The sequence below is a fragment of the Pseudomonas sp. OV546 genome (assembly GCF_900116845.1).
Taxonomy (GTDB): domain Bacteria; phylum Pseudomonadota; class Gammaproteobacteria; order Pseudomonadales; family Pseudomonadaceae; genus Aquipseudomonas; species Aquipseudomonas petroselini.
Window position 1 is genome coordinate 189891 of record NZ_FPCE01000001.1, and the last position, 23913, is coordinate 213803.

20 protein-coding genes are annotated in these 23913 nt (G+C 63.0%); 14 read left to right on the forward strand and 6 right to left on the reverse strand.

Annotation, left to right across the window (positions count from 1 at the left end; all coding sequences use genetic code 11):
• Positions 1-19 precede the first annotated feature (19 nt).
• The 3 genes from BM403_RS00970 to bamA all read right to left on the reverse strand — a co-directional run bounded on the left by BM403_RS00970 (position 20) and on the right by bamA (position 4836).
• Complete coding sequence (locus tag BM403_RS00970; RefSeq protein WP_043205625.1) at positions 20-1201, reverse strand: MFS transporter; 1182 nt, start codon at positions 1199-1201, stop codon at positions 20-22.
• 15 nt (positions 1202-1216) lie between these two features.
• Positions 1217-2209: a SphA family protein gene (locus tag BM403_RS00975; RefSeq protein WP_093541235.1), complete on the reverse strand. Its 993-nt coding sequence runs from the start codon at positions 2207-2209 to the stop codon at positions 1217-1219.
• Between the two features lie 260 nt (positions 2210-2469).
• Positions 2470-4836, reverse strand: coding sequence for an outer membrane protein assembly factor BamA (bamA, locus tag BM403_RS00980; protein WP_093541237.1), 2367 nt, complete (start codon positions 4834-4836; stop codon positions 2470-2472).
• 188 nt (positions 4837-5024) lie between these two features.
• On the opposite strand from bamA, the gene BM403_RS00985 reads away from it, so the two are divergent.
• The 8 genes from BM403_RS00985 to BM403_RS01020 all read left to right on the forward strand — a co-directional run bounded on the left by BM403_RS00985 (position 5025) and on the right by BM403_RS01020 (position 12524).
• Positions 5025-5708 (forward strand): response regulator transcription factor, encoded by a 684-nt coding sequence (locus tag BM403_RS00985; RefSeq protein ID WP_043205622.1) that lies wholly within the window; start codon positions 5025-5027, stop codon positions 5706-5708.
• Entirely contained in the window at positions 5705-6988 is a 1284-nt protein-coding gene (locus tag BM403_RS00990; RefSeq protein ID WP_093541239.1) for a HAMP domain-containing sensor histidine kinase, read from the forward strand. The genes BM403_RS00985 and BM403_RS00990 overlap by 4 nt, the downstream gene beginning before the upstream one ends.
• 57 nt (positions 6989-7045) lie before the next feature.
• Positions 7046-7486 carry a hypothetical protein gene (locus BM403_RS00995; RefSeq protein WP_043205621.1) on the forward strand — a complete coding sequence of 147 codons (441 nt, stop codon included), beginning with the start codon at positions 7046-7048 and terminating at the stop codon, positions 7484-7486.
• 279 nt (positions 7487-7765) lie between these two features.
• A complete protein-coding gene (locus tag BM403_RS01000; protein WP_015884891.1) occupies positions 7766-8434 on the forward strand; it encodes a GntR family transcriptional regulator in 669 nt (222 codons plus the stop codon).
• Between the two features lie 64 nt (positions 8435-8498).
• Positions 8499-9305 (forward strand): ABC transporter substrate-binding protein, encoded by an 807-nt coding sequence (locus tag BM403_RS01005; RefSeq protein ID WP_015884890.1) that lies wholly within the window; start codon positions 8499-8501, stop codon positions 9303-9305.
• Positions 9306-9317: 12 nt separating this feature from the next.
• Positions 9318-10094, forward strand: coding sequence for an amino acid ABC transporter permease (locus BM403_RS01010; protein ID WP_015884889.1), 777 nt, complete (start codon positions 9318-9320; stop codon positions 10092-10094).
• Between the two features lie 2 nt (positions 10095-10096).
• Entirely contained in the window at positions 10097-10876 is a 780-nt protein-coding gene (locus BM403_RS01015) for an amino acid ABC transporter ATP-binding protein (RefSeq protein ID WP_015884888.1), read from the forward strand.
• 37 nt (positions 10877-10913) lie between these two features.
• A complete protein-coding gene (locus BM403_RS01020) occupies positions 10914-12524 on the forward strand; it encodes a gamma-glutamyltransferase family protein (RefSeq protein ID WP_093541241.1) in 1611 nt (536 codons plus the stop codon).
• A gap of 6 nt (positions 12525-12530) precedes the next feature.
• Here BM403_RS01020 and BM403_RS01025 read toward each other — a convergent pair whose 3' ends face one another.
• Positions 12531-13931 (reverse strand): L-lactate permease, encoded by a 1401-nt coding sequence (locus tag BM403_RS01025; RefSeq protein WP_015884886.1) that lies wholly within the window; start codon positions 13929-13931, stop codon positions 12531-12533.
• 121 nt (positions 13932-14052) lie between these two features.
• Here BM403_RS01025 and BM403_RS01030 point away from each other — a divergent pair, with 121 nt between their 5' ends.
• The 6 genes from BM403_RS01030 (at position 14053) to fecE (ending at position 21233) form a co-directional block, all read left to right on the forward strand.
• Positions 14053-14535: an Lrp/AsnC family transcriptional regulator gene (locus tag BM403_RS01030; protein WP_093541243.1), complete on the forward strand. Its 483-nt coding sequence runs from the start codon at positions 14053-14055 to the stop codon at positions 14533-14535.
• Positions 14536-14626: 91 nt separating this feature from the next.
• Positions 14627-17032 carry a TonB-dependent receptor gene (locus BM403_RS01035; RefSeq protein ID WP_093541245.1) on the forward strand — a complete coding sequence of 802 codons (2406 nt, stop codon included), beginning with the start codon at positions 14627-14629 and terminating at the stop codon, positions 17030-17032.
• Positions 17033-17559: 527 nt separating this feature from the next.
• Positions 17560-18480 (forward strand): Fe(3+) dicitrate ABC transporter substrate-binding protein FecB, encoded by a 921-nt coding sequence (locus tag BM403_RS01040; protein WP_015884883.1) that lies wholly within the window; start codon positions 17560-17562, stop codon positions 18478-18480.
• A 2-nt stretch (positions 18481-18482) separates the two neighbouring features.
• Positions 18483-19472, forward strand: a complete 990-nt coding sequence (fecC, locus tag BM403_RS01045) for an iron-dicitrate ABC transporter permease FecC (protein ID WP_163825679.1) — start codon at positions 18483-18485, stop codon at positions 19470-19472.
• Complete coding sequence (locus BM403_RS01050; RefSeq protein WP_015884881.1) at positions 19469-20437, forward strand: iron chelate uptake ABC transporter family permease subunit; 969 nt, start codon at positions 19469-19471, stop codon at positions 20435-20437. Before fecC ends, BM403_RS01050 begins: the two co-directional genes overlap by 4 nt.
• A gap of 4 nt (positions 20438-20441) precedes the next feature.
• Complete coding sequence (fecE, locus tag BM403_RS01055) at positions 20442-21233, forward strand: Fe(3+) dicitrate ABC transporter ATP-binding protein FecE (protein WP_046035362.1); 792 nt, start codon at positions 20442-20444, stop codon at positions 21231-21233.
• Positions 21234-21664: 431 nt separating this feature from the next.
• Here fecE and BM403_RS01065 read toward each other — a convergent pair whose 3' ends face one another.
• Both BM403_RS01065 and BM403_RS01070 read right to left on the reverse strand, forming a co-directional pair.
• Positions 21665-22585, reverse strand: a complete 921-nt coding sequence (locus BM403_RS01065) for a sulfonate ABC transporter substrate-binding protein (protein ID WP_093541247.1) — start codon at positions 22583-22585, stop codon at positions 21665-21667.
• Positions 22582-23913, reverse strand: a complete 1332-nt coding sequence (locus BM403_RS01070) for an LLM class flavin-dependent oxidoreductase (protein ID WP_093541249.1) — start codon at positions 23911-23913, stop codon at positions 22582-22584. The genes BM403_RS01065 and BM403_RS01070 overlap by 4 nt, the downstream gene beginning before the upstream one ends.

Sequence of the window (23913 nt, forward strand, 5' to 3'; positions counted from 1 at the left end):
TCGGTTGGTTTGACGTCGTTCAGGCGGATTGGGCTGACAGGGCCTGCCCGCGAGGCTTGACGCCGCGACGGAAGCGGGCCACCACCAGGCACGAGATAATCAAGGCCAGCCCATAAGCGCAGGCGGCCAGCCAGCCGACCGCCCGGAAATGCCCCTCGCCGACGACCAGCGCGGCGCCAAAGGGGCCAAGCCCTTGCCCGATGAATATCGCGGCGTTGCCCAGGCCTGCCAGGCGACCGGAGGGATCCAGTTCGGCGGCCATGGAAAGCAGGTACGGCAAGCTGAAGAACCACACCATATGGATCAGGCACGCCGTGGTGGCAAATGCAACGGTACTGTCGCCGTACACCATGATCAGGGTCGCCACTAATGCAGCACCGAAGCTCAACAGTTGCGGGAACAGTAGGCCAAGCCGCCGTCCGATCAGACCGGAGAGGCCCGCACCCAGGGCGCCCGCCAAGATGCTGCCACCGAGGATAGCCCCGATCTGTTGAGGTTCCAGGCCCAGGCTTTTACCGATTCGTTCCTGGTACACCCACAGGGCGGAATGCCCGAAGAACAGCAGCGCAAACAGCGCGATCAGCAGCAGCGAGGTCAGCCCGAACGGTCGGGCGGCGCCATGGGCGATGCGTTGGGCGTCCGGGTAGTACCGGGGGATTCTCCCGCAACCCAATGCGGCAAGCAGGCTGGTGATGGCCAGCAGGCCAAAGGCACCGCGCACGCCAAATACCTGCAGCAGCAGAGGCATTGAGGTGACCAGCAGCATGCCCCATAACAAGTTGCCGATATTGATCACTGCAAACGTTGCATCTTTGGACCGGCGCAGTGCCGCGGTCGCATACACCACCGCCATGACCGCGCCACCGCTGGCGCCGCAGATGATCCGCAAGATCACCAGCCACGTCTGGCTGTGAAGCTGGGTGCTGGCCAGGTTGCCGACGGCCAGTATCAACAAGGCTACCCGTGCAAAGCGGCGGCGGTCGACACGGGCCATGAGCAGGGCACATACGCCGCAGGCGATGGCCATTGCGATCAGTTCGGCGGCGAAGATCACGCCGATGGCATTGAGCGGCACCCCCAGTTGATCAATCAGCGCGCCGCCCAGAATCGGCTGGATCTGCAGCGTTCCCAGGGAAATGACCATCATCAGGCAAATAGCGCCCAGTGATTGCTTGCTGTCGATGGAGTCGAGCGCATTCATCACACATCACCTCAGTCAGAACTTATGGACGTAGCGAACTTGCACGGCGTAATCGGTCTTGCTGCGGTTCTCTACCCCGGTTTCTTTATAGGTATTGAGCCAGAACGCCTTGTCCTCAGTGATCTTCCAGAACAGGCCGGGGCCAATGCCAAGGACTTTCTCGCGAGAGTTGCTCAGGCGGTCGCCGTTGACCTGGTCATCGGAAATCTGCCGGAAGTAATACCCGTTGATCCCGACCGAGACCTTCGGGTACACCTCGTAGGAGGCGGTAAAGTTGGCCCAGGCCGACTGCCCTGATTGGGTGTCGCGCACGGGGCGCCCTTCAAAGAACTGTGCCGAGCTGCTCGCGGGATCGTCGTTCTTGAAGTTGTACAGGTAATTCAGGCGCCAGCTCACTTCCCAGCGTGGTGCCGGCATCAAGGTCGCGGCCCAGTAGGGGTTGAAGGAAAAGTAATGGGAGCCGGGGTTCAAGTCCTTGTGTTTGTCGTACTTGCCTGTGGGCAGGATCGTATCGAAGGCCACGCGTTGCACGAACACCGGTCGGCCTTCGGCGTTGACGAGCGGATCGAACTGGATCTGCGGGCCGACAGTGACGTCACCCAGGCCGACCCCGTTGTCCTTGAGTTTGACGCCGTTGTCGCCGAAGTCGCCGTCCAGGGAAACCACCGGTACCAACAGGCTCCAGCCCAGGTGCGCGCCGCCGCCGATGGTGTCCGGTGAGTAATAGCTGAACTGGTTGATCAGGGTAATGACATTGATCTTCGGGTTATCGAAGTTGCCGTTGTCCTTGCCGCCATTGTCACGAATGCTGCTGGACGTACTGAACTTCAAATAGGTCTGATGCGTCAGCCCCGGTGGGCCGGCGAACCCGTCGTAGAAGCTGGTGCCGCCCAGGTTGATGCTGCTGGGTTGGCTGACGGAGGGCGGTGGAGGGCCCTCGGCAGCAAAGGCGGCAAGTGATACGCAACTGAGGGCCAGGCACGCTGGCAAGGATGGTGTCAGTCTCATTGACGTCGCTCTATTATTGGAGTTGTGAGCTGGGGTTGCTTCCCCTGGCACTTCAACTTTAATTCCCGAGCGTTGCTGTTACTTGTACACAGCGGTCAGAGTTGACTGAGAGCGTCATGTCACGCCGGTTGATTTGCCCTCTCAACGGGTTGAGAGGCGCGATGCCGTGAACGTGGTCTGTTCAACGTCCCAGTAGATGACGCGGCACACACACCTACTGTGCGTCGCCACTCACTGTGAAAAAAATCGATCAGACCCTGTTAAAACGTCTGCCCCATGGAAAACTGGAAGACCTGCTTGTCGGCATTCTCAGGTGTGCGAATCGGATAAGCCAGGTTGACGCTCAATGGCCCCAGCGGGCTGTACCAGGTCACTCCCACCCCCACCGAACTGGCCATCTGGCTCAGGTCCACACCGCCGCAGCCTTGGGTAGTGCTCAGGTAGCACTTGTCCGAATACACCGAGCCCACATCCCAGAACAGCGAAGTGCGCACGGATTTGTTGTCCTTGATGAACGGCACTGGGAACAAGTACTCCGCGCCGCCGGTAATCAGGATATTGCCGCCCAGCGCCTCCGTATCCCGGTCCGAATAGTAGGCCTGGCCGGCGCTGGCATAAGTCCCGGTCGCCGGGGTGCTGCGTGGGCCGAGCGTGCCGCTTTCAAAACCGCGCACCGTGCCTTCGCCACCGGCCGTATAGCTTTCATAGAAGGGTAAGCCGTCGGTGGAACCGTAGCCGTTGCCGTAACCGAGCTTGGTATGCAAGCGCAGAGTGGTGTTGTTGCTGACCGGCAGGAAGGTTTGTCCCGTGTAGTCGAGCTTGTAGAAACTCAGGTCGCTGCCGGGCACCGTCACCGTCAGGTTGAGGTTTTGCGAGTGCCCACGCGTTGCCAGCACGCCTTTGTTCAAGGTCGATTCCGACCAGCCCAGGTTGGCTTTGAAGTTGGTGAACTGTTTGCCTTCGCGCTCGATGAAGTCGTAGATCTCGTCGGCGCTGTAGGTGCCCGGTTCGATACTGTCGTGTTGGGCGGTCAGGCCGACACTCAGGCGCGACGTCTCATTGATCGGGTAGCCGAGGCTGACCCCCAGGCCATAACTGTTGATGGCGTAATAGGACACGCCGTCATCGTAGTATTTGTTGTAGTCGGTCTTGTTGTAGAACGCGTTGTAACCCAGGCTCACGCCATCACGAGTGAAGTAGGGATCGGTGAAACCGATGTTGTACTTGCTCTGGTAGGACGACCGGGTCAGCCCCAGGCTGGCGGAGTTGCCTGTGCCGAGGAAGTTGTTCTGGGTAATCGACCCGCCGAGGATCAGCCCCGAACTCTGGGCGAAGCCGACGCTGGCCGTGATCGAGCCGGACGCTTGTTCTTCTACGGCGTAATTCACATCCAGCTGGTCATCCAGCCCGGTCACTGCTGGCGTCTCGACGTTCACTTCCTTGAAGTACCCCAGGCGCTCCAGGCGCACCTTGGACTGGTCGATCAGGTAGGTCGAGGCCCAGCCGCCCTCCATCTGGCGCATTTCGCGACGCAGCACCTGATCGTCGGTCTTGGTATTGCCCCGGAAGTTGATGCGGTTGACGTAAGCCCGCTTGCCAGGCTCGACGCTGAAGGTGATGTCGACCGTGTGGTCCGCTTCATGCACCTGCGGCGTGCCGTTGACGTTGGCGAACGTGTAACCGTCGTTGCCCAGGCGGCGGGTGATCAGGTCCGAAGTGGTGGTCATCAATTTGCGCGAAAACACTTGGCCCTTTTGCACCAGTAGCAACGCCTGGACTTGGTCCTGCGGGACTTTCAGCTCGCCACTCAACTTGACGTCGCGCACCGTGTATTTCTGGCCTTCCTGGATATTCACGGTGATGTACACGTGCTTTTTGTCCGGGGTCATGGAGACCTGCGTCGAGGTGATATCCATGTTGATGTAGCCGCGGTCCAGGTAAAAGGAGCGCAGGCGTTCAAGGTCGCCGGAGAGTTTCTCCCGCGCGTATTTATCGTCGTTCCGGAAAAAGGACAGCCAGTTGCTGGTCTTGAGCGTGAATGAGTCGAGCAAGGCGTCGTCGGCGAATACCGTATTGCCGACCACATTGATGTGCTGGATCGATGCCACTTCGCCTTCGTCGATCTTGATCTTCAGGCCCACGCGGTTGCGCGGTTGGGGCACGACCTCGGTGTCGACCGATGCCGAATAGCGACCCTGGGCCACGTACTGGCGCTGCAGTTCATTGCGTACGCCCTCCAGGGTGGCGCGCTGGAATATCTCGCCTTCGGCCAGGCCTGATTGCTTCATGCCTTTCATCAGGTCATCGGTGGCGATCGCCTTGTTGCCCTCGAACTCGATACTGGCAACCGAAGGGCGCTCGACTACATTGATAATCAGCACGTCGCCTTCGCGGCTCAACTGGATGTCCTGGAAGTAACCGGTCTTGAACAACGCCCGGGTGGAATCCACCAGGCGCCGGTCATCGGCTTCGTCGCCGACGTTCAGCGGCAATGCACCGAACACGCTGCCTGCCGAGACCCGTTGCAGGCCATTGATTCGAATATCCGAGATTTTGAAGCCTTGGGCGAGTGCCAGTGAGGCATTGAGCAGCAGCGCAACCGAGCAGAGCAGGCGCGAAAAATTCATCAAGATCTTTTCCAGAACACATCGACAAGCAGCGCCGGCGCGCTTGGTTCACTCGCCGACCGGTGAAGAGCCAGCATAAGAGTGCACGGCGTTTGGTGCGGTTAACTGAATGTCAAGTTAGGTAAAGGTTGGCCCGAATCCCGGCTGCAAGGCTGATAATGCGCGCCCACCCCTCGGACGAGCCCGTCATGATCTCCGTACTGTTAGTCGACGACGACCAGGAATTGACTGAAATGCTGCGCCAGTACCTGGAGTGCGAAGGGTTCGCGGCCACGGCCGTGCATACGGGCGAGGCGGGTGAGGCTGAGGCGCTGTCGGGTCGCTACAGCATCGTGGTGCTGGATGTGATGCTGCCCCAGCGTTCGGGCATCGAGGTACTGCGGCGTATCCGTGCCGTCAGCCAAGTCCCGGTGGTGTTGCTCACCGCCCGTGGCGACAACATCGACCGCATCACCGGCCTGGAACTCGGTGCTGATGACTACGTGCCCAAACCCAGCTCCCCAGGCGAGTTGGTGGCGCGCCTGCGAGCCATCATGCGCAGGGTGCAGGCGGTGGGCCAGCCAACCACCGAGGTGATCAAGACCGGCTCGCTGGTGTTATGGCCCGGCAAGCGCCAGGCCTTGTGGAACGGTGCGGAACTGGGCGTGACCAGCACCGAGTTCAGCCTGCTCGAAGAACTGGCCCGCAGCGCCGGCCAAGTGGTGAGCAAAAAGGATCTGTCGCTCAATGCCCTGGGTTGCCCGCTGACCCGCTATGACCGGCGTATCGACGTGCATATCAGCAGCATCCGGCAAAAGCTGGGGCCGCGCCCGGACGCCAAGGCCTGGATCCAGAGCGTGCGTGGCCTCGGCTACCTGTTGATTGCCGAATGACCAAGCCCAGCCTGCTGTTCTGGAAACTGTTCCTGGCGTTCTGGCTGGCAACCACCTTGACGTTCCTGGTGGGGGTCGGTGTGCTGGAACTGAGCCGCTTCCGCCCGGGAGACCCACATGTGGGCGCCATCCTCGCGAGTGAGCAAAAGCTGCTGGAGCAATTTGGTGTCGACGCCGCTGGCCAGTTCCTGGCGGTATGGGAGCGTCCGCCAGACGAGGTCATCGGCATCTATGACCGCACCGGCCAGTTACTGGCGGGGTCTGCGGTTGCGGCGCCGGCCTTTGAACGCGCGGTGACCAGCAAGGAAGGCCTGGCGCTTTCACTGCGCTCCAGCCACGCCCCCGGTGATGACGGCGGCAGGCCCTGGCAACAGGTCCCGCTGATCATCGGCACGTTGATGAGTGCGCTGTTCAGCGGGTACATGGCGTACTACCTGGCCTGGCCGTTGGCGCACCTGCGCCGGGCGATGAGCGATGTGGCCCAGGGGCGCTTCGAAACCCGGGTCAAGCCCTCCATGGGCAAGCGCCGCGATGAAATCGTCGACCTGGCCGAAGACTGCGACCGCATGGCCAACCAGTTGAAGGTGTTGGTGCAAGCCCAGCACCATCTGCTGCACGACATCTCCCATGAACTGCGCTCACCGTTGACGCGCATGCAAGCGGCCATCGGCCTGTTGCGCCAGGACGCCGCACGCCTGGAAATGCTCGAGCGCATCGAGCGCGAGTCCGAACGCATGGACACGCTGATCGAGGCGTTGCTGACCCTGGCCCGCCTGCAGGGCCGCCCTGAAAGCATCGAGCGCGAACCCGTGGATATCGTTGAATTGCTGACGATGATTGTCGACGATGCGCAATTCGAAGCGGGTATCAAGGACTGTCGCGTTCACTTGCAGGCTTGCCCGCCGTTTATCGCCTGTGTCAGCGGCGAGTTGCTGTACCGCTGTTTTGAAAACGTGATTCGCAACGCCGTACGCTATACCCGTCCGGGAACGACCGTGCAGGTGTCGGCGCAGGTCAATCGCGAAGCTAATCGCTTGAGCGTGCGCATCAGCGACCATGGGCCAGGGGTGGCGCCCGGACGACTGCGCACGATCTTCCAGCCGTTCGAACGCGGTGTGGGCGATGCCACTGTCGGCTTTGGCCTGGGCCTGGCCATTGCCGCGAGGGCGGTGCAGATGCATGGCGGCCATATCGAGGCGCGCAATGAGTCAGGGGGCGGGCTGATCGTGGAGATCAACCTCCACAGCGCGCGATCTTTACACGACATTACATTGGCTTGACCGCCCTGTACGTCGCCCCTCATTAGACTGCTCGCCAGTGATCGAGCGGAGGTGGCAATGTTTCAGGTGCATAAAAAGGGCTTTGTGCCCGGCAGGAAGATGGTCGACGGCCTGGTCCCGTATGATTTCTTTTGCGAAGACAACCCGGCGATCAATCTCTTCGTGTTTACCGGTGCCGCCACCCCTGGCGCGGCGGTCGAGGAGCAGACGCTGTGGGGGTTTACGCGGCTTGAGCGGTTCGAGGCCATGACCTGTGCGCTGCTGGGCAACAAGCAGCACAGCGGCTGGTTCCAAAGCGTCAGCGTGCTGACCGGGCCCAACCAGAACGGCACGCAGAGCGTGAAATTCCAACGCGTGCTGAAAATCATCAAGCACGCAAGCAACACCCGCAAAGTCGACTACGAGATCCTCACCGACGAAGGTGACACCTACTTCACACGCCCGCCCGTCGCTGAAAGCAGTGCGCAAACCGTCATCTACTCGGCCGAACCGGGTTGAAAATGGCTGGTTTGCCTTGACTCCGGATCTACGGGCCAAGGGCGGTGTTTCGATAGGTGCCCCGGCGTGGCCCGCCACCTGTTACGTGCGCCCACCCACGGGGCAGTTTCTGAGCTGTTTGGTAGCACACGCCTACGGCGTCATTGCGAGCCCGCTGTAGTCACTTCCGCGCTGTTCCATCTAAATCAATCACTTGGCCGATCTTTGCGTAATGTGGCACGTATTCTGCTTTTTTGTATTCATGGATAATTGGATACAAAAATTCAAAAGGTGCCGTCGATGCAATTTGCCCCCGCTTATGTTGAACGTCAGCCCCTCACGGCGGAGGAGGAGGCCTACAACTTCCTGCTGGATGCCATTTGTAGCGGCCGCTACCGCAAGGGTGATCGGCTGATCGCTGAAGACATCGCCGGTGAGATCGGCATGAGCCGCATGCCGGTGCGCGAAGCCTTCCGCCGCCTGGATGCCCAAGGCCTGGTGACCCTGCGGCCCAACCGTGGCGCCATTGTCAGCGGGCTGGATATTGACGAGCTGCACGAGGTGTTCGAGATGCGCAGCGCCCTTGAGGGCTTGGCGGTGCGCGTTGCGGTGGGGCGTATCGGCGAGCGCCAACTGGCGGCCCTCGAGCGCATGCTCGACGCGATGGACGACTACCGCGATGAAGGCGCCGCGTGGGTCAGCCGCCACCGCGCCTTCCACGAATACCTGTGCAGCCTCAGCGGCCGCCCGCGCCTGATGAAGCAGATTTGCGCGCTGTACTCGCTGGTCGAAGCCCCCATGCGCCTGTGGCTGCAACACGGCGAAAAACCCCTCAGTGCCCGCGAGGAGCACGCGGTGATCCTCGACGCGATTCGTGCCGGTGATGCCGCGCGCGCCGAAGCCGTGGTGCGCGAACACATCGAGGGTACGGTGCCGGCGCTGATCCAATTCCTGCAAAACGAACAATAAGAAAGCTGTCGTGTTTTGACGTTGATTCCTGCCCCCGTTATTCAACGAACTGGAGTGTCTGGTCATGCATAAACGCCGCGCCTTGCTGGTGGCTGTCTCCCTCGGCCTCTGTAGCCAATGGGCCTTCGCTGCGCCCCAGGTACCGGAGCGCCTGAAGAGTGTCGACAAACTCACCTACTGCTCGGGGATGGATTCACCGCCCCTGGTGTCCTTCGATGAAGCGCAGAAACCGCGGGGACTCACCGTCGACCTGGGTCTGGAGATCGCCAAGCGCCTGGGCGACAAACAGGTGCAGTGGCGGGTGATTCCGTTCTCCGGCCTGGTGCCGGCGTTGCTCGCCCAGCAGTGCGACATGATCGTCGACCAGCTGTTCGACAAGCCCGAGCGGCGCCAGGTGATCGACATCGTCAACTACATGTATTCCAGCCAGTCGGTGGTGGTGCCCAAGGGCAATCCCAAGGGCATCAAGGCATTGGACGACCTGTCCGGGCACAAGGTCGCGGTACTCAACGGCTCCACCATCAAGACCTTGCTGGACACCCAGAACGACAGCCTGGCTAAGGCCGGCAAGCCGCCGATGAAACTGGTGGTGTACAACACCGACACCGACGCCTTCCAGGCCCTGCGCATCAGTCAGGTCGACGCCTACGGCACCACCGTGGAAACCGCCGGTTACTATGCCGCCATGGCCCCGGACCTGTTCCAGGAAGGCGTGCCCGCGTTCAGTCGCATCCTCACCGGCCTGGGCATACGCAAGGATGATCCACAACTGACCGCCGCCGTGCAGCAGATCATCAGCGACATGCGCAGCGACGGCAGCTATGTGCAATTGCTCAACAAATGGCATGTCAGCAGCGACACACTCGACTGAGGTTCTACAACGATGAATTTCAATTGGGATGTGTTCTGGCAATACCTGTTGCAGCCCAGTGGGGTCTACCTCACCGGGCTGTGGCTGACGTGCCTGATCAGCGTGCTGGCGATGCTGCTCGGCTGTGCGCTGGGCCTGGCGGCGGCGCTGTTGCGCCTGTCGAAGAACCCGCTGCTGCACCTGCCGGTGCGTTTTTATGTATGGCTGATGCGCGGCACACCGTTGCTGGTGCAGATCGTGTTCCTGTACACCGCGCTGGCGGCCGGCGGGATTTTCCGCTTCGAGGACATCGAACTGTTCGGCCTGATCGTCCCCGGCAATATCCAGGCGGCGATTATCGCATTGGGCCTGAATGAAGGTGCCTACATGGCCGAGATCATCCGGGCCGGCATCGGCGCGGTGGACAAGGGCCAGTACGAAGCCGGCCGTTCCCTGGGCATGGGGTTCGCCAAGCTGATGCGGCGCATCGTGCTGCCCCAGGCGTTCCGGGTGATCGTGCCGCCGCTGGGCAACGAGTTCAATGTGATGCTCAAGAACACCACCCTGGTCAGCGTGATCGGGGTGCAGGAGTTGCTGCTCAGTACCCAGATGATCACCTCGGCGACCTTCCGTGTGTTCGAGTTGTACCTGGTGGTTGCCCTCTACTTCCTGACGCTGACCACCTTGTGGGGCTTTTTCCAACGTTGGCTCGAAACGCGGTTCAGCCAGTCTGACCGGCCTTCTGCGCCACCACCGGCAGCCAGCCGCATGTTCGGGCGCAGCACCCTGAAACTGCTGAGGGGACGTTAACCATGGCGCACCAAAGTGAAGAACTGATCATAGAGGCGCTGGATATCCACAAGTCGTTCGGCACGCTGCAGATCCTCAAGGGCATCTCCCTGCAAGTACGGCGCGGTGAAGTGGTGGTGCTGATCGGCGCCTCGGGCTCGGGCAAGACCACCTTTATCCGCTGCATCAACCTGCTCGAAGACATCCAGGGCGGGCGCATCCGCGTCAACGGCCGTGCCATGGGCTATCGCGAGCGCAGCGACGGCAGCCTGGTGCGCGATTCGGAGCGCAACATCGCCCGCCAGCGTCGCGACATCGGCATGGTGTTCCAGCGTTTCAACCTGTTCCCGCACATGACCGCGTTGGAAAACATCATCGAAGCGCCAATCCAGGTGCTCGGCACCCCCCGTGCCGAAGCGTTGGAGCAAGCCCGTGGACTGTTGGCGCGGGTCGGCCTGGCGGACAAGGCCAGTCATTACCCCTCGATGCTCTCCGGCGGCCAGCAGCAACGGGTGGCGATTGCCCGCGCCCTGGCGATGAAGCCCCAAGCCATGTTGTTCGACGAACCCACCAGCGCCCTCGACCCGGAAACCGTTGGCGAGGTCCTGCAAGTGATGAAGGAACTGGCCGAGGAGGGTATGACGATGGTGGTGGTCACCCACGAAATGGGTTTCGCCCGCGAAGTCGCTGACCGTGTGGTGGTGCTCGATCAGGGCGAACTGATCGAGCAAGGGCCGCCGGAACAGATCTTCAGCCACCCCAGCCACCCCCGTACCCGGGCGTTTCTCAGCCGCGTGTTATGAGCCCGCTAATAAACCCTTGTGTTGAAGAGCCTTTGCCATGTTGAAATTCTCCGCTCACGAGTACCCCTATCCCTCGCAACGCCAAAGTGTGTTTGCCCGGCGCGGCATGGTTGCCGCGTCCCAACCCCTGGCCGCCCAGGCCGGGATCGAAATCATGCAAAAGGGCGGCAACGCCATCGACGCCGCCATTGCCACGGCGGCTGCGCTGACGGTGGTGGAGCCTACCGGCTGCGGCCTCGGCGGCGACGCGTTTGCGCTGGTCTGGTGCAAGGGCCGGTTGCACGGTTTGAACGGCAACGGCCATGCGCCGACGGCCTTGAGTATCGACGCGGTCAAGGCCGCCGGGCATGACCAGATGCCGCTGTACGGCTGGACCCCCGTCACCGTGCCCGGCTGCCCCTCGGCCTGGGCCGAGCTGTCGCAACGCTTCGGTAAGTTGCCGTTTGCCGAGTTGCTGCAACCGGCCATCAGCCTGGCTCGCGACGGTTTCCCGTTGTCGCCGGTGGTTGCCCATCAATGGCAGATCTCCTTGAACGAATTCAGCCCGCATCGTGACGCGGTGCTGGAGGCCTGGTTCGACACCTTCTTGATTGATGGTCGCGCGCCACGGGCCGGGGAGATTTTCCGCAACCCGGCCCAGGCCCGCACCCTGGAAGAACTCGCCGCCACCCGCTGCGAAAGCCTGTATCGCGGCGCGCTGGCCGAGCGCCTCGACGCCCATTCCAAGGCGAGCGGCGGCTACCTGCGCGCCAGCGACCTCAGGGATTACCGCGCCCAATGGGTCGAGCCGATCCACATCAACTACCGAGGTGTGGACGTCTGGGAAATCCCGCCCAGCGGCCAGGGCCTGGTGGCGCTGATGGCGCTGAAAATCCTCGAAGGCTTCAGCTTCGATCACCGCGACAGCCAGCAAACCTGGCATCGCCAGTTGGAGGCGATGAAGCTCGCCTACAGCGACGGCCTGCACTACATCACCGACCCGTTGCACATGCGCGTGGCCGTCGCCGATTTGCTCAGCGATGACTACAGCACCCGTCGCCGTGCGCACATCGGCGAACAGGCCCTGCCACCCAAGCCCGGCGACCCTCACGCCAGCGGCACGGTGTACCTGGCCACCGCCGACGCCGAAGGCAATATGGTCTCGTTCATCCAGAGCAACTACCACGGTTTCGGCTCCGGCGTGGTGCTGCCCGACAGTGGCATCGCACTGCAGAACCGTGGGCAGGAATTCAGCCTCGACCCGACCCACGCCAACTGCTTGGCGCCGGGCAAGAAAACCTTCCACACCATCATCCCCGGCTTCCTCACCCAGGACGGCCAGGCCCTCGGCCCGTTCGGCGTAATGGGCGGCTATATGCAGCCCCAGGGCCATGTGCAGATGGTGATGAACCTGGTGGACTTCGGCCTCAACCCGCAAGCGGCCCTGGACGCGCCGCGCTGGCAGTGGCTGGGCGACATGAAGGTCGGCATCGAACAGGGCGCCTCCCGCGACCTGGCCAATGCCCTGGTGCGGCGCGGGCACCAGGTGCAGATCGCCAGCGACCTCACCGACTACGGGCGCGGGCAGATCATCCTGCGCGACCCGGTCAGCGGGGTGCTGTGCGGCGGCACCGAGCCAAGGGCGGATTCGCATATTGCGGCATGGTAAGGCGCGTCAGTACACGCTAAGCAACACCCAGCCCGCCAGCGCTACCAGCGCGGTGTTCACGCAGGCCAGGGCGAAGCCGAAGCGCACCAACTGGCCTTCTTCCTCGGCGCTGGTCTTGGCCAGCCCGAGCACCAGCATCACGATCGACAGCGAACCCAGCGCGGCATGCCCGGCCGCGCTGTTTTGCACGGCCGCCAACAGCCCGCGTGACGACTCGGGCAGTAGCGCCACGGCCGGCATGAAGATCGCGTTGCCGCCGACGTTGGAGCCGGTCATGTAGCCCGACAACCCGCCGAGTAACGCCACCAACGGCGCTGCGGCGCTATCCGGCAGCCCAATCAGCACCTGGACAAGGCCGTCGAGAAAGCCGGCCTTGACCATCATCTGCGACATGGCCAGGAAGAATAAAATCGTCAGCAATGGCCGCCGTGCACGTGCGCCGAGCGTGCCGAGCAAGGCCCCGCCGCCCCGCCTGTGCACCCACACCAGCACGAGCAACAAAGCAATGCCGGGAGACGCCAGCGGTTTCCAGGCGACGTGCTGGCCGCGCACCACCCAGGCGTCTTCCAGGTGGGTGAGGGCATTGAGGCCCTTGAGCAGCACGATGCAAATGATCAGCGCCAGGTAGGGCCAGGCTTTTCGCGGCCAGGCCAGCGCCGTCGCGCCCTGGCGTCGATGCAACGCCAGCAGCAAGGTCGTAGCGGCCACGCTCAATCCCGCGCTCACGCCGGCCACTTCCGGGCCCAGCCAACGGCTCGACGCGTAGAGCACACCCAGAAACAGCAGGCCCAATCCCACCAAGGCGCGGCTGATACCCACCCCACAACAGTACGACGCCAGGGCCGCCAGCACGATGAAGACCGGCGCACTTGTCAGCGCTGAGGTCGACGCCAGCGCGGCTGCATCCACATGTGCCAGTGACGCGCCGATCACCGTCGCCAGGCCCAGGGTGCCCCACGGCATGATCGCCATGCCGGTCAACGCCACGCGCAGCGCGATGCGGCGTTCGAACAGACTCAGCAACAACGGCACCGTGGCGATCAATGAAACGCCGAATCCAGTCATTGCCTCCAGTAACGGCGCCAGCCCCAGCACGATGAACACCACCAACTCGGCGCGCTTCAAGCCCAATGCCTGTACCCATTCGCTCAGCGCCTGGTTGACCCCCATGCGCTCGATCAGAATCACGAACGCCAGCCCCGGCACAATCACCAACGCGGTGCTGGCGAACAACACCGCCGTGTCCTTGAAGGCCGCCATCGCGGCACTCGGCAGCAACCCCTCGAACAGCCATAACACCGCCACCAGTGCGGCACCGGCAATCGCTGCCTGAACCGGTGGGCGACGCAACACCATCAGCATCGACATCACCAGCAACACCGGTGACAGGTGGATCAACAACGCCATGAGACACTCCCTTTCTGCATGCCAGAGGAGTTGCGATAGTATTGAGGTCCCGGTCGTCATTGGTCTCTGATTCGAGGCTGTTTTCGATAAAATTTCTCACCCTGACGAGCGCGCGCCCCCGATGGCCAAACCTGCTGCTTCCCTGCTGGACCTGGACGGTTTCGACTGGTCGATCCTGGCGCTTGTGCAACGTGACAATGGCTTGCCCCTGCGCGCCCTGGCCGAGAAGGTCAACCTCTCCACCGCCGCCGTGCAACGCCGTATCAAGCGCATGGAGGAGGGCGGAGTGATCAGCGCGAACGTGGCGGTGGTCGATCCGGTCAAGGTCGGCAAACCGATCACCATCCTGGCCGAGGTCTCCGTCGAGCGCACCAGCATCGACGCGCTGACGGCAACCAAAGCCAGTTTCTCCGTGCCCCAGGTGCAGCAGTGCTACTACGTCACCGGCGAGGTGGATTTCGTGCTGGTGCTCAATGTCGCCAGCATGCAGGAGTACCAGGCACTCGCCGCGCGTTTGTTTGCCGAGAACCCCAACGTGAAGTGGTTCAAGACGCTGGTGGCGTTGGATCGGGTCAAGGTGGGATTGGAAGTACCGATCAGTTGAAGTTTTTTTGAAAAAGTTTGGCGGCAGCTGTCCCTTTTTTTCACTTCGCCTGTCATTCCAGGTAAGTGAACATTATCGAGAGCTTCCTCCAATGCCCGCAGTCCGACCCTTGCGCTTGCGCCCGTTGCTGAAACTGAGCCTGATGCTGAGCCTCAGTGCCAGCCCGTTATTCGCCGCCGTCAGCTATGCCGAAGACACCGCCAGCCGCCGCAGCTACCAAGTGCCGGCCGGTAGCCTGAGTGCGGCACTGACGCGTTTTGCCGGGTTGTCGGGGGTTAACCTGTCGGTGGACCCGGCCCTGGTCAGCGGTCGCAGCAGCAGCGGTTTGTCCGGCGAGTTCGGCGTGGAGGAGGGCTTTGCCCGCTTGCTGCAAGGCTCAGGGCTGCAACTGCAACCCATGGGTGAGCAGGCCTACATGCTGGTACCGGCACCGGATGGCAGCAGCCTGGAACTGGCGCCGACCTCGATTCTCGGCACCACCGGCCTGTACGACGGCGACACCTACGCCGGTGGCCAAGTGGCGCGGCGTGGCTCGCAGGGCCTGCTGGGCACGCGGGATTTCATGGAAACCCCGTTCAGCATGACCACCTACACCCAGGACGCGGTGAAGAACCAGCAAGCGCGCACCCTTGGCGACCTGATCGCCAGCGACCCGTCGGTACGCGCCACCAACCCGGCGGGCGGGCGCTATGAGCAGTTCACCATTCGCGGCTTCAGCCTGTTCAACAGTGATGTGGCTTACAACGGGCTCTATGGCGTGTTGCCGACCTACACCATCGATATGGAAATGGCCGACCGTGTCGACATCTTCAAAGGCCCCACCCAACTGATCAATGGCATCTCGCCGCGCGGCAGCGTGGGCGGCGGGATCAACGTGGTGCCCAAGCGCGCCACCGACAAAGACATCAACTCGTTTACCGGCAACTGGGCCTCTGATAGCCAGGCGGGCGGTGCGGTGGATATAGGGCGGCGCTTTGGCGAAGACAACAAGTTCGGCATCCGCTTCAACGGCGTTAAACAGTCCGGCGACACCGAATGGGACCACCAGAGCGTCGACCGTGAAATGGCCGTACTGGGCCTGGATTTTCGTGGCGAGCGCCTGCGCCTTTCCACCGATATCGGCCACACCGAGCGTGACACCGATGCCCCGCAGGAGCGTGTGCAGGTCGCGGCCGCCGCGCCGGTCCCCAGTGCCAACGATGTGCGCCGCAACTATGCGCAGTCCTGGAGCAAGGCCAGCACCAACGACACCTTCGGCACCGTCAACGCTGAGTACGACCTCAGCGATAACGTGATGCTCTACGGCGGTGTGGGCGCGCGCAAAAGTAACCACGACTTCCTGCGCCATGCGGTGTCGGTGACCAACGCGGCCGGTGATTTCGTGGTGTCGCCACGGGATTTCACCCGCGATGAAAACGTGCGCACCTACACCGCCGGCGTGCGCAACTGGTTCCAGACCGGGTCGGTGAGCCATGAGGTCAACCTGGCCGCCAGCTACTTCTATATGGACTTTGAAAACGGCGGCGCTCGCTATGCGAACGGGCGCAGCAATCTCTATAACCCGGTGCAAACGCTGACGCCCTCCACGGCAACGCGCCAGGATGCGAAGGTCTACACCGAAAACAAATTCAGCGGCGTAGCACTGTCCGACACCCTGGGCTTCTTCGACGACCGCCTGTTGCTGACCCTCGGCGCGCGCTGGCAGCGAGTCAAGGTGGATGACTGGAACAATGGGGTCAAAGGCCTCACCGGCTACGATGAAGAGAAAGTTTCGCCGTCCGGCGGCTTGCTGTTCAAGGCCACCGACAAGCTGTCGTTGTATGCCAACTACATGGAAGGCCTGAGCCAGGGCAAGGTCGCGCCGTCGACGTCGAATAATGACGATGAAATCTTCCCGCCATTTATCAGCCGCCAGGTGGAAGTGGGTGCCAAATACGACGCCGGTGCCTTCGCCGTCACCGCTGCGGTGTTCCGTATCAAGCAGCCTGCCTATGAAACCAATAGCACCACGAACCTGTTCGGCCCCAACGGCAAGCGCCAGAACACCGGGGCGGAGCTGAGTGTGTTCGGCGAACCGCTCAAGGGCGTGCGCCTGCTCGGCGGCGTGATGTACATCGACAGCGAACTGCAGAAAACCACCAACGGTACCTATGACGGCAACCGTGCACCGGCGACGCCCAAGTACAACGTCAACCTGGGCGCCGAGTGGGACGTACCGACCTTGGAAGGGCTGACCCTGACCAGCCGTGGCCTCTACTCCAGCTCGCAGTACCTGGATCAGTCCAACGACAAGGAAATCGACGCCTGGAACCGTATCGACGTAGGCGCGCGCTATGCGTTCAAGGTGGACGACAAACACATCACCCTGCGGGCGAACGTGGAGAACGTCGCCGATAAACGCTACTGGAGTTCGGCCGGCGCCTCGGATGACAGCGAGCCGGGGTTGACCTTGTCGACGCCGCGTACCTACCTGCTCTCGGCCACCGTCGACTTCTAGCATGAGGCTTGCTGCGCGGACTGGCTTCTGTGGTCAAGGTGGTTGCTGGGGTGAGCAGGCTTGTTGTGGTGAGCGGGCTTGTTGAGGTGAGCAAGCTTGTTGAGGTGGAGCAAGCTTGTTGAGGTGGAGCAAGCTTGTTGTGGTGAGCAGGCTTGCTGGGGTGAGCAAGCTTGTTGGGGGGGAGCAAGCTGTTGTGGTGAGCGGGCTTGCCCCGCGCTGGGCTGCGCAGCAGCCCCAACAAGAACACCACTTCGTGTCAGGTAGAACGCGGCGCCAGGTTTTGGGGCGGCTTCGCCACCCAGCGCGGGGCAAGCCCGCTCACCACAACAAGCCCGTTCACCATGCAGGCCAGTCACTCCAACAAGCCTGCTCACCACGCAGGCCACTCACCCCAACAACCCCGCGTCCACAGGGTAGAGCGGGTATAAATGAGAATGTTTTTTGATCACGCCGCGCTGATATGGAATAGTACCCGCCGTTTTCCCCAGCCTGTCTAGCCGGGGTGTTTTAACGCCGAGGTTCTTGTCATGCGATTGCTGCGCTCCATCCCCACCCTTGCCGCCTGCGTCCTGGCGTTCTCTTCAAGCCTGCTGAGCGCCGCCCCCATCGACCTCAACGACGGCCAGCACGCCGTGCATCTGCCGGACGCACCCAAGCGCGTGGTGGTGTTGGAGTTCTCGTTTCTCGACAGCCTCGCCGCGGTTGACGTGACCCCCGTCGGCGCCGCCGACGATGGCGACGCCAACCGTGTGTTGCCCCGTGTGCGCCAGGCCATCGGCCAGTGGACGTCCGTGGGCCTGCGCTCGCAGCCGAGCATCGAGGAAATCGCGCGTCTCAAGCCGGACCTGATCGTCGCCGACCTCAACCGCCATCAGGCGCTGTACAACGACCTGTCGAGCATTGCACCGACCCTGTTGCTGCCGTCGCGTGGCGAGGATTATGAAGGCAGCCTCAAGTCCGCCGAGCTGATCGGCAAGGCCCTGGGCAAAAGCCCGCAGATGACCGCGCGCATCGCGCAAAACCGTGAAAACCTGAAAAACATCGCCCAACAGATCCCCGCCGGCGCCAGCGTGCTGTTCGGTGTGGCGCGGGAAGACAGCTTCTCCGTACACGGCCCGGACTCCTACGCCGGCAGCGTGCTGCAAGCCATTGGCCTGAAAGTCCCGTCGGTGCGTGCCAACGCCGCGCCCACCGAGTTCGTCAGCCTGGAGCAACTGCTTGCCCTCGACCCGGGCTGGTTGCTGGTCGGCCATTACCGTCGCCCGAGCATCGTTGACAGCTGGAGCAAGCAGCCGCTGTGGCAAGTGCTCGGCGCCGTGCGTAACCAGCATGTCGCCGAAGTGGATGGCGACAGCTGGGCGCGCAACCGTGGCGTACTGGCGTCGGAGCAGATCGCCGAAGACACGTTGGCGATCCTTAAAGGCGGCAAAGCCGTATTGAGCCAATAACCGTGCAACGCAGTTTCGCCGCCGTGGGCATCCTGCTGTTGGGCGCCGGTTTGTTCTGGTTTTCGCTGTACAGCTGGTCGCCGTTCACGCTGACGGCGACGGATGCGTGGAATGGCCTGGTCCATCAAGGCAGCGTGGGCGGCAATATGGCCTACATCGTCGCCCAATTGCGCGTGCCTCGTGCGGTGTGCGCGGCGTTGGTCGGTGCCTGCCTGGGCTTGGCCGGCGCGTTGATGCAAGGCATTACGCGCAACCGCCTGGCTTCGCCGTCCCTGTTTGGCGTGACGGCGGGGGCGGCGTTGGGGTTGGCGTTGTTTTCCACCGGGTTGGTCGCGCTGCCCTTCGCCGGCGGTGCGTTGTTGATGACTTGCCTGGGCGGCGCGCTGGCCTGGGTCACGGTGTTCAGCCTGGGTGGCGCCTGGTCGCCGACCACCGCCCAGGGGCGTTTGGTATTGGCCGGCGTAGCCGTGGCGGCGCTGTGCGCGGCCTTGACCCGGCTTACGGTGATCCTGGTCGAAGCCCAGGCGCAAAGCGTGCTCAACTGGCTGGCCGGTTCCCTGGCGAATGTCGGCGCCGCGCAAGTGCAATTGCTCTGGCCGTGCACCTTGATCGGCGGCGTGTGGGCCCTCTGGTGTGCGCCGCGCTTGAACCTGATCAACCTCGGCGAAGACGCCGCACGCTCGCTGGGCGTGGGCATCGCCAGCCTGCGCCTGCAGGTGTTTGTCGCCAGTTTGCTGCTGGTGGGCGCGAGCGTCTGCGCGGTAGGGCCGATCGGCTTTGTCGGGCTGATCGCACCGAATATCCTTCGCCAGTTCCTCGGCAATGACTACCGCTGGCTGATCCCGCTGAGCGCGGCATTAGGCGCTGTGATTGTGCTGGGGGCCGACCTGCTCAGCCGCGCCGTGGCGTTTCCGGTGGAGACCCCGGCCGGTGTGGTCACCGCGCTGATCGGCGCACCGTTCTTCCTCTTTCTTGCCAGGCGCGCCCTATGATCCGCCCACGTTCGCGCCTCTGGCTGCTGCTCGGCCTATTGCTGCTGGCGACGTTGGTCAGCCTCAGCGCCGGCACCCAGTGGCTCGCGCCGGGCACCGTGGTGGAGCGCCTGCTGGCCCACGACGCGCTCGACTTCGAAGTGTGGAACCACCGCCTGCCGCGCAGCCTGATCGCGATCCTCGCCGGTGCGGCCTTCGGTCTGGCCGGGGCAATTGTGCAGGGCGTGATCCGCAACCCGCTGGCCTCGCCGGAAATCCTCGGTGTGACCCAGGGCGCCGGTTTGGCGCTGACCGTGGCGATCATCAGTTGGCCGCATTTGCCGATTGCCTGGCTGCCGCTGGTGGCCTGCCTGGGCGGTGCCGGTGGCGCGTTGCTGCTGGCGCTGTACAACACCGGGGTGAGTTTTTCCGGCGTGCGTTTTGCGCTGTCCGGGGTGGCGATTGCGGTGACGTTGTCCAGCGTCACCGAGTTTCTGATCCTGTCCCACCCGCTGGATATCAACACCGCTTTGCTCGCGTTGACCGGTAGCCTGTGGAGCCGCAATTGGCACCACGTGGCGCTGGTGCTGCCGTTCCTGGTGTTGATCCCTGTGGGCCTGTGCCTGGCCAAGCCGCTGAACCTGATTGCGCTGGGCGATGAAGCCGCCCACAGCCTCGGCACCGCACTGAGCCGCACACGCTGGCTGGCGATGGCCTGCGCGGTGCTGCTGACCAGCCTGGGCGTGGGCGTGATCGGGCCGATTGGCTTTATCGGCCTGGTCGCACCGCACATGGCGCGGCGCCTGGTAGGCGGGCATCACCAGTACCTGCTGCCGGCGGCGATGCTGATCGGTGCGCTGCTGCTGGTGCTGGCCGACACCCTGGGGCGTACGTTGATCGCGCCCAGCGAAATCCCCGCCGGGGTGCTCACGGCGGTGATTGGCGCGCCGTATTTTCTTTGGTTGCTGGCACGGTTCAAGGGCTGATGACATGAGTATTCTCCACGCGCAACAGCTTGATATCGGCTACGGTGCCACGCGCATCGTGCAGGGGTTGTCCTTCGCGCCGCCCGCCGGAAAGGTCACTGCATTGATCGGCCCCAATGGCTGCGGCAAATCCACCTTGCTCAAGGCGTTCGCGCGCATCCTCACGCCGACCCAGGGCGAATTGACCCTGGATGGCCAGGCCTACGCCGGCCTGTCCGCCCGCCAATTGGCGCGGCAGATCGCGTTTTTGCCTCAGGTATTGCCGGTGCCGGAAGGTGTCAGCGTGCGCCAACTGGTCGCGTATGGTCGCAGCCCGCACAACTCATTGTGGGGGCGCCTGAGCGGCAACGACCAATCCCATGTCACCCAGGCCATGCAACGCCTGGAACTGGACACCCTGGCCGACCGTGCCCTGGCAGATTTGTCCGGCGGCCAGCGCCAACGTGCCTGGCTGGCGATGGTGCTGGCGCAGAACGCGCCGGTGGTGTTGCTCGATGAACCCACCACTTACCTCGACATCAGCCACCAGGTCGAACTGCTCGACCTGATGGGCGAACTGGCGGCTGAGGGCAAGACCGTGATCACTGTGCTGCACGACATCAACCAGGCGTGCCGTTATGCCGACCACCTGGCGGTGATGCACGGCGGCAAGCTGGTGGCTGACGGTGCGCCGGGGGAGGTGATCAGCGCCGAATTGATGCGGCGGGTGTTTGAGGTGCAGGTGCAGATCATCAATGAGCCGGTGTCCGGCACGCCGATGTGCGTGGTTGAGAAAAGCACCCGCCATCACGCCTGACGCGATCAAAAAGTGTGGGAGGGGGCTTGCCCGCGAAGGCGGCCTGACAGCCGAGCTGGATGTTGGGTCTGACCGGGTACATATCCGTTATTTAGGTCACAGCCACTATGGGTTCCGCCCTTACGGCGGGTCACTTTTGGAAAGGCCCAAAAGTAACCAAAAGGCCTTCGCCCCAACACTCGGCACCTCGCCCAGGCTCGGTGTGCCCGTAATCCGCCAGGTATTTGGGGGGCCGCCGCCACGCGCCATCCATGGCGCGGGGCGGCTAAACCGGCATCCCTGCCGGTTTACCCCCCAAATCCCTGTCGAATTCCGGCCAGCGTGTTTGACGGGGCGCTTAAGATCAAAAGCGAGATCAAGATCAAGAACGGCTCGCTTCGCATCGTGGTTAGGGGACTGGTTGATCCCCGCCATCGCCGGCAAGTCGGCGCCTACTGAGCAGCGGCTTTCTTCACATCAATGGCCTTGGGTAACAACCGGTTCTGGTAGAACAGGTCCGCCGTCGCCTGCTGCGCCTGGATGATCTTGTCGTCAATCGGCAAAATCGGCGAAGGCGGGCGGTTGTCCATATAGCGCGCAACCACGGCGGCGGGCAGGCCCATGAAGTCGGTCAGGACTTTCAAGCTGTCTTCACGCTGGCTGCGCGTGAGCGCTTCGGCGGCGGTGAGTGCTCCGAGAAGGTCGTGGATGAACGCACCGTTGGCCTTCGCATATTCACGCCGCGCGGTATACACCGGCCCGGATAAACCGAGGCCTTCACCATTGGCCAGCACCTGGCTGGGGCTCTGGCTCAGGGCCAGGGACGAATAGGGTTCCCAGATGGCCCAGGCATCCACGCTGCCTTGTTCGAACGCCGCACGCGCATCGGCCGGCGGCAGGTACACCGGCTGGATGTCCGTGTAGCTCAGGCCGGCTTTGTTCAGGGCGCGCAGGATCAGGTTGTGGGAACTGGAGCCTTTCTGGAAGGCGACTTTCTTGCCCTTGAGGTCCGCCACCGAATGCAGCGGGCTGTCGTTACGCACCAGGATGGTTTCGGCGCTGGGCTTGGGCGGTTCGGCGCCGATGTAGACCAGGTCGGCCCCGGCAGCCTGGGCGAACAGGGGAGGGATGTCGCCGGTGGCGCCGACATCCAGCGCACCCACATTCAGCGCTTCGAGCATCTGTGGGCCGGCGGGGAATTCGATCCACTTCACTTGCGTCTGCGGGAAGCGCTTTTCCAGCAGGCCATGTTCCTTGGCGAGCACCAGGGCGATAGAGCCTTTCTGGTAGCCGATGCGCAGTGCGGCGGGGTCGGCCGCCAAGGCCGTTTGAGTGACGGCCAGCAGGGCCAGTAACAGGGCCGGAATCTTCATGCGTCGTCCTTTTTAAAGCGGTTTTCGGGGCGCGCCAAACCGAGGTTTTCACGCAAGGTGGAACCGGTGTATTCAGTCCGGAACAGGCCGCGCCGTTGCAGCTCGGGCACCACCCACTGGGCGACATCTTCCAGCCCGCCCGGCAGGTGCGGCACCAGGATATTGAAACCATCGGCCGCGCCATTTTCGAACCAGTTTTGCAGCGCATCCGCAATCTGTGCGGGCGTGCCGATCAGGCTGTAATGCCCGCGCCCACCGGCAATCCGCCGACCCAATTGTGCGAGCGTCAGTTGCTCACGGTTGGCCAAATCACTCAGCAGTTGCTGGCGGCTGCGTTGCCCGCTGTCGGTCAGCGGTAACGCGGGCAAGGGACCGTCCAGCGGGTAGCCCGACAAGTCAAAATTACCCAGCATGCGCCCCAGCAAAGCCACGCCGACTTCCGGCTCAACCAACGCCTGGAACGCCTCGAATTTCGCCTGGGCTTCAGCCTCGGTCTGACCGACCACCACAAACACCCCCGGCATGATTTTCAGCGAATCCGGTTCGCGCCCATACCGGCTCAGACGCGCCTTGAGATCGGCATAAAACGCCTGGGCACTCGCCAACGACGTCTGCGCGGTAAACACCACCTCGGCGGTTTGCGCCGCCAGTTCACGGCCGGTTTCCGACGAACCCGCCTGCACGATCACCGGCTGGCCCTGGGGCGAGCGTGCCACGTTCAGCGGGCCTTTGACGCGGAAGTGTTCGCCGACGTGATCCAGCACGTGCAGCTTCGCCGGGTCGTAGTAGGTGCCGCTGGCCTTGTCCCGCGTGAAGGCGTCGTCTTCCCAGCTGTCCCACAACCCCGTCACCACCTGATGAAATTCCCGCGCGCGGCTGTAGCGCTCGGCGTGGCCGAGGTGTTCATCGCGGCCGAAATTCTGTGTTTCGGCGGCGGCATCCGAGGTCACCAGGTTCCAGCCCGCGCGCCCGCCGGACAGGTGATCCAGCGAGGCGAACTTGCGTGCGACATGGTAAGGCTCGTTGTAGGTGGTGGTCGCCGTGGCAATCAGGCCGATGTGATCGGTCACTGCGCTGAGCGCCGACAGTAAGGTCAGCGGTTCGAAATGGTCCGAGCGCGCCATCTGGCTGGCGACCTCACCCGTAGGCGCGGCAATGCTGTCGGCCACGAACAGCGCATCGAACTTCGCTGCTTCGGCCACGCGTGCCAGGTGTTTGTACTGGGCGAAATCCAGCCCGGCATCTGCCGGCACGTCCGGGTGGCGCCAGGCGGCGACGTGGTGCCCGGTGGCCATGAGAAAGGCGCCGAGTTTCAGTTGACGGCTCAT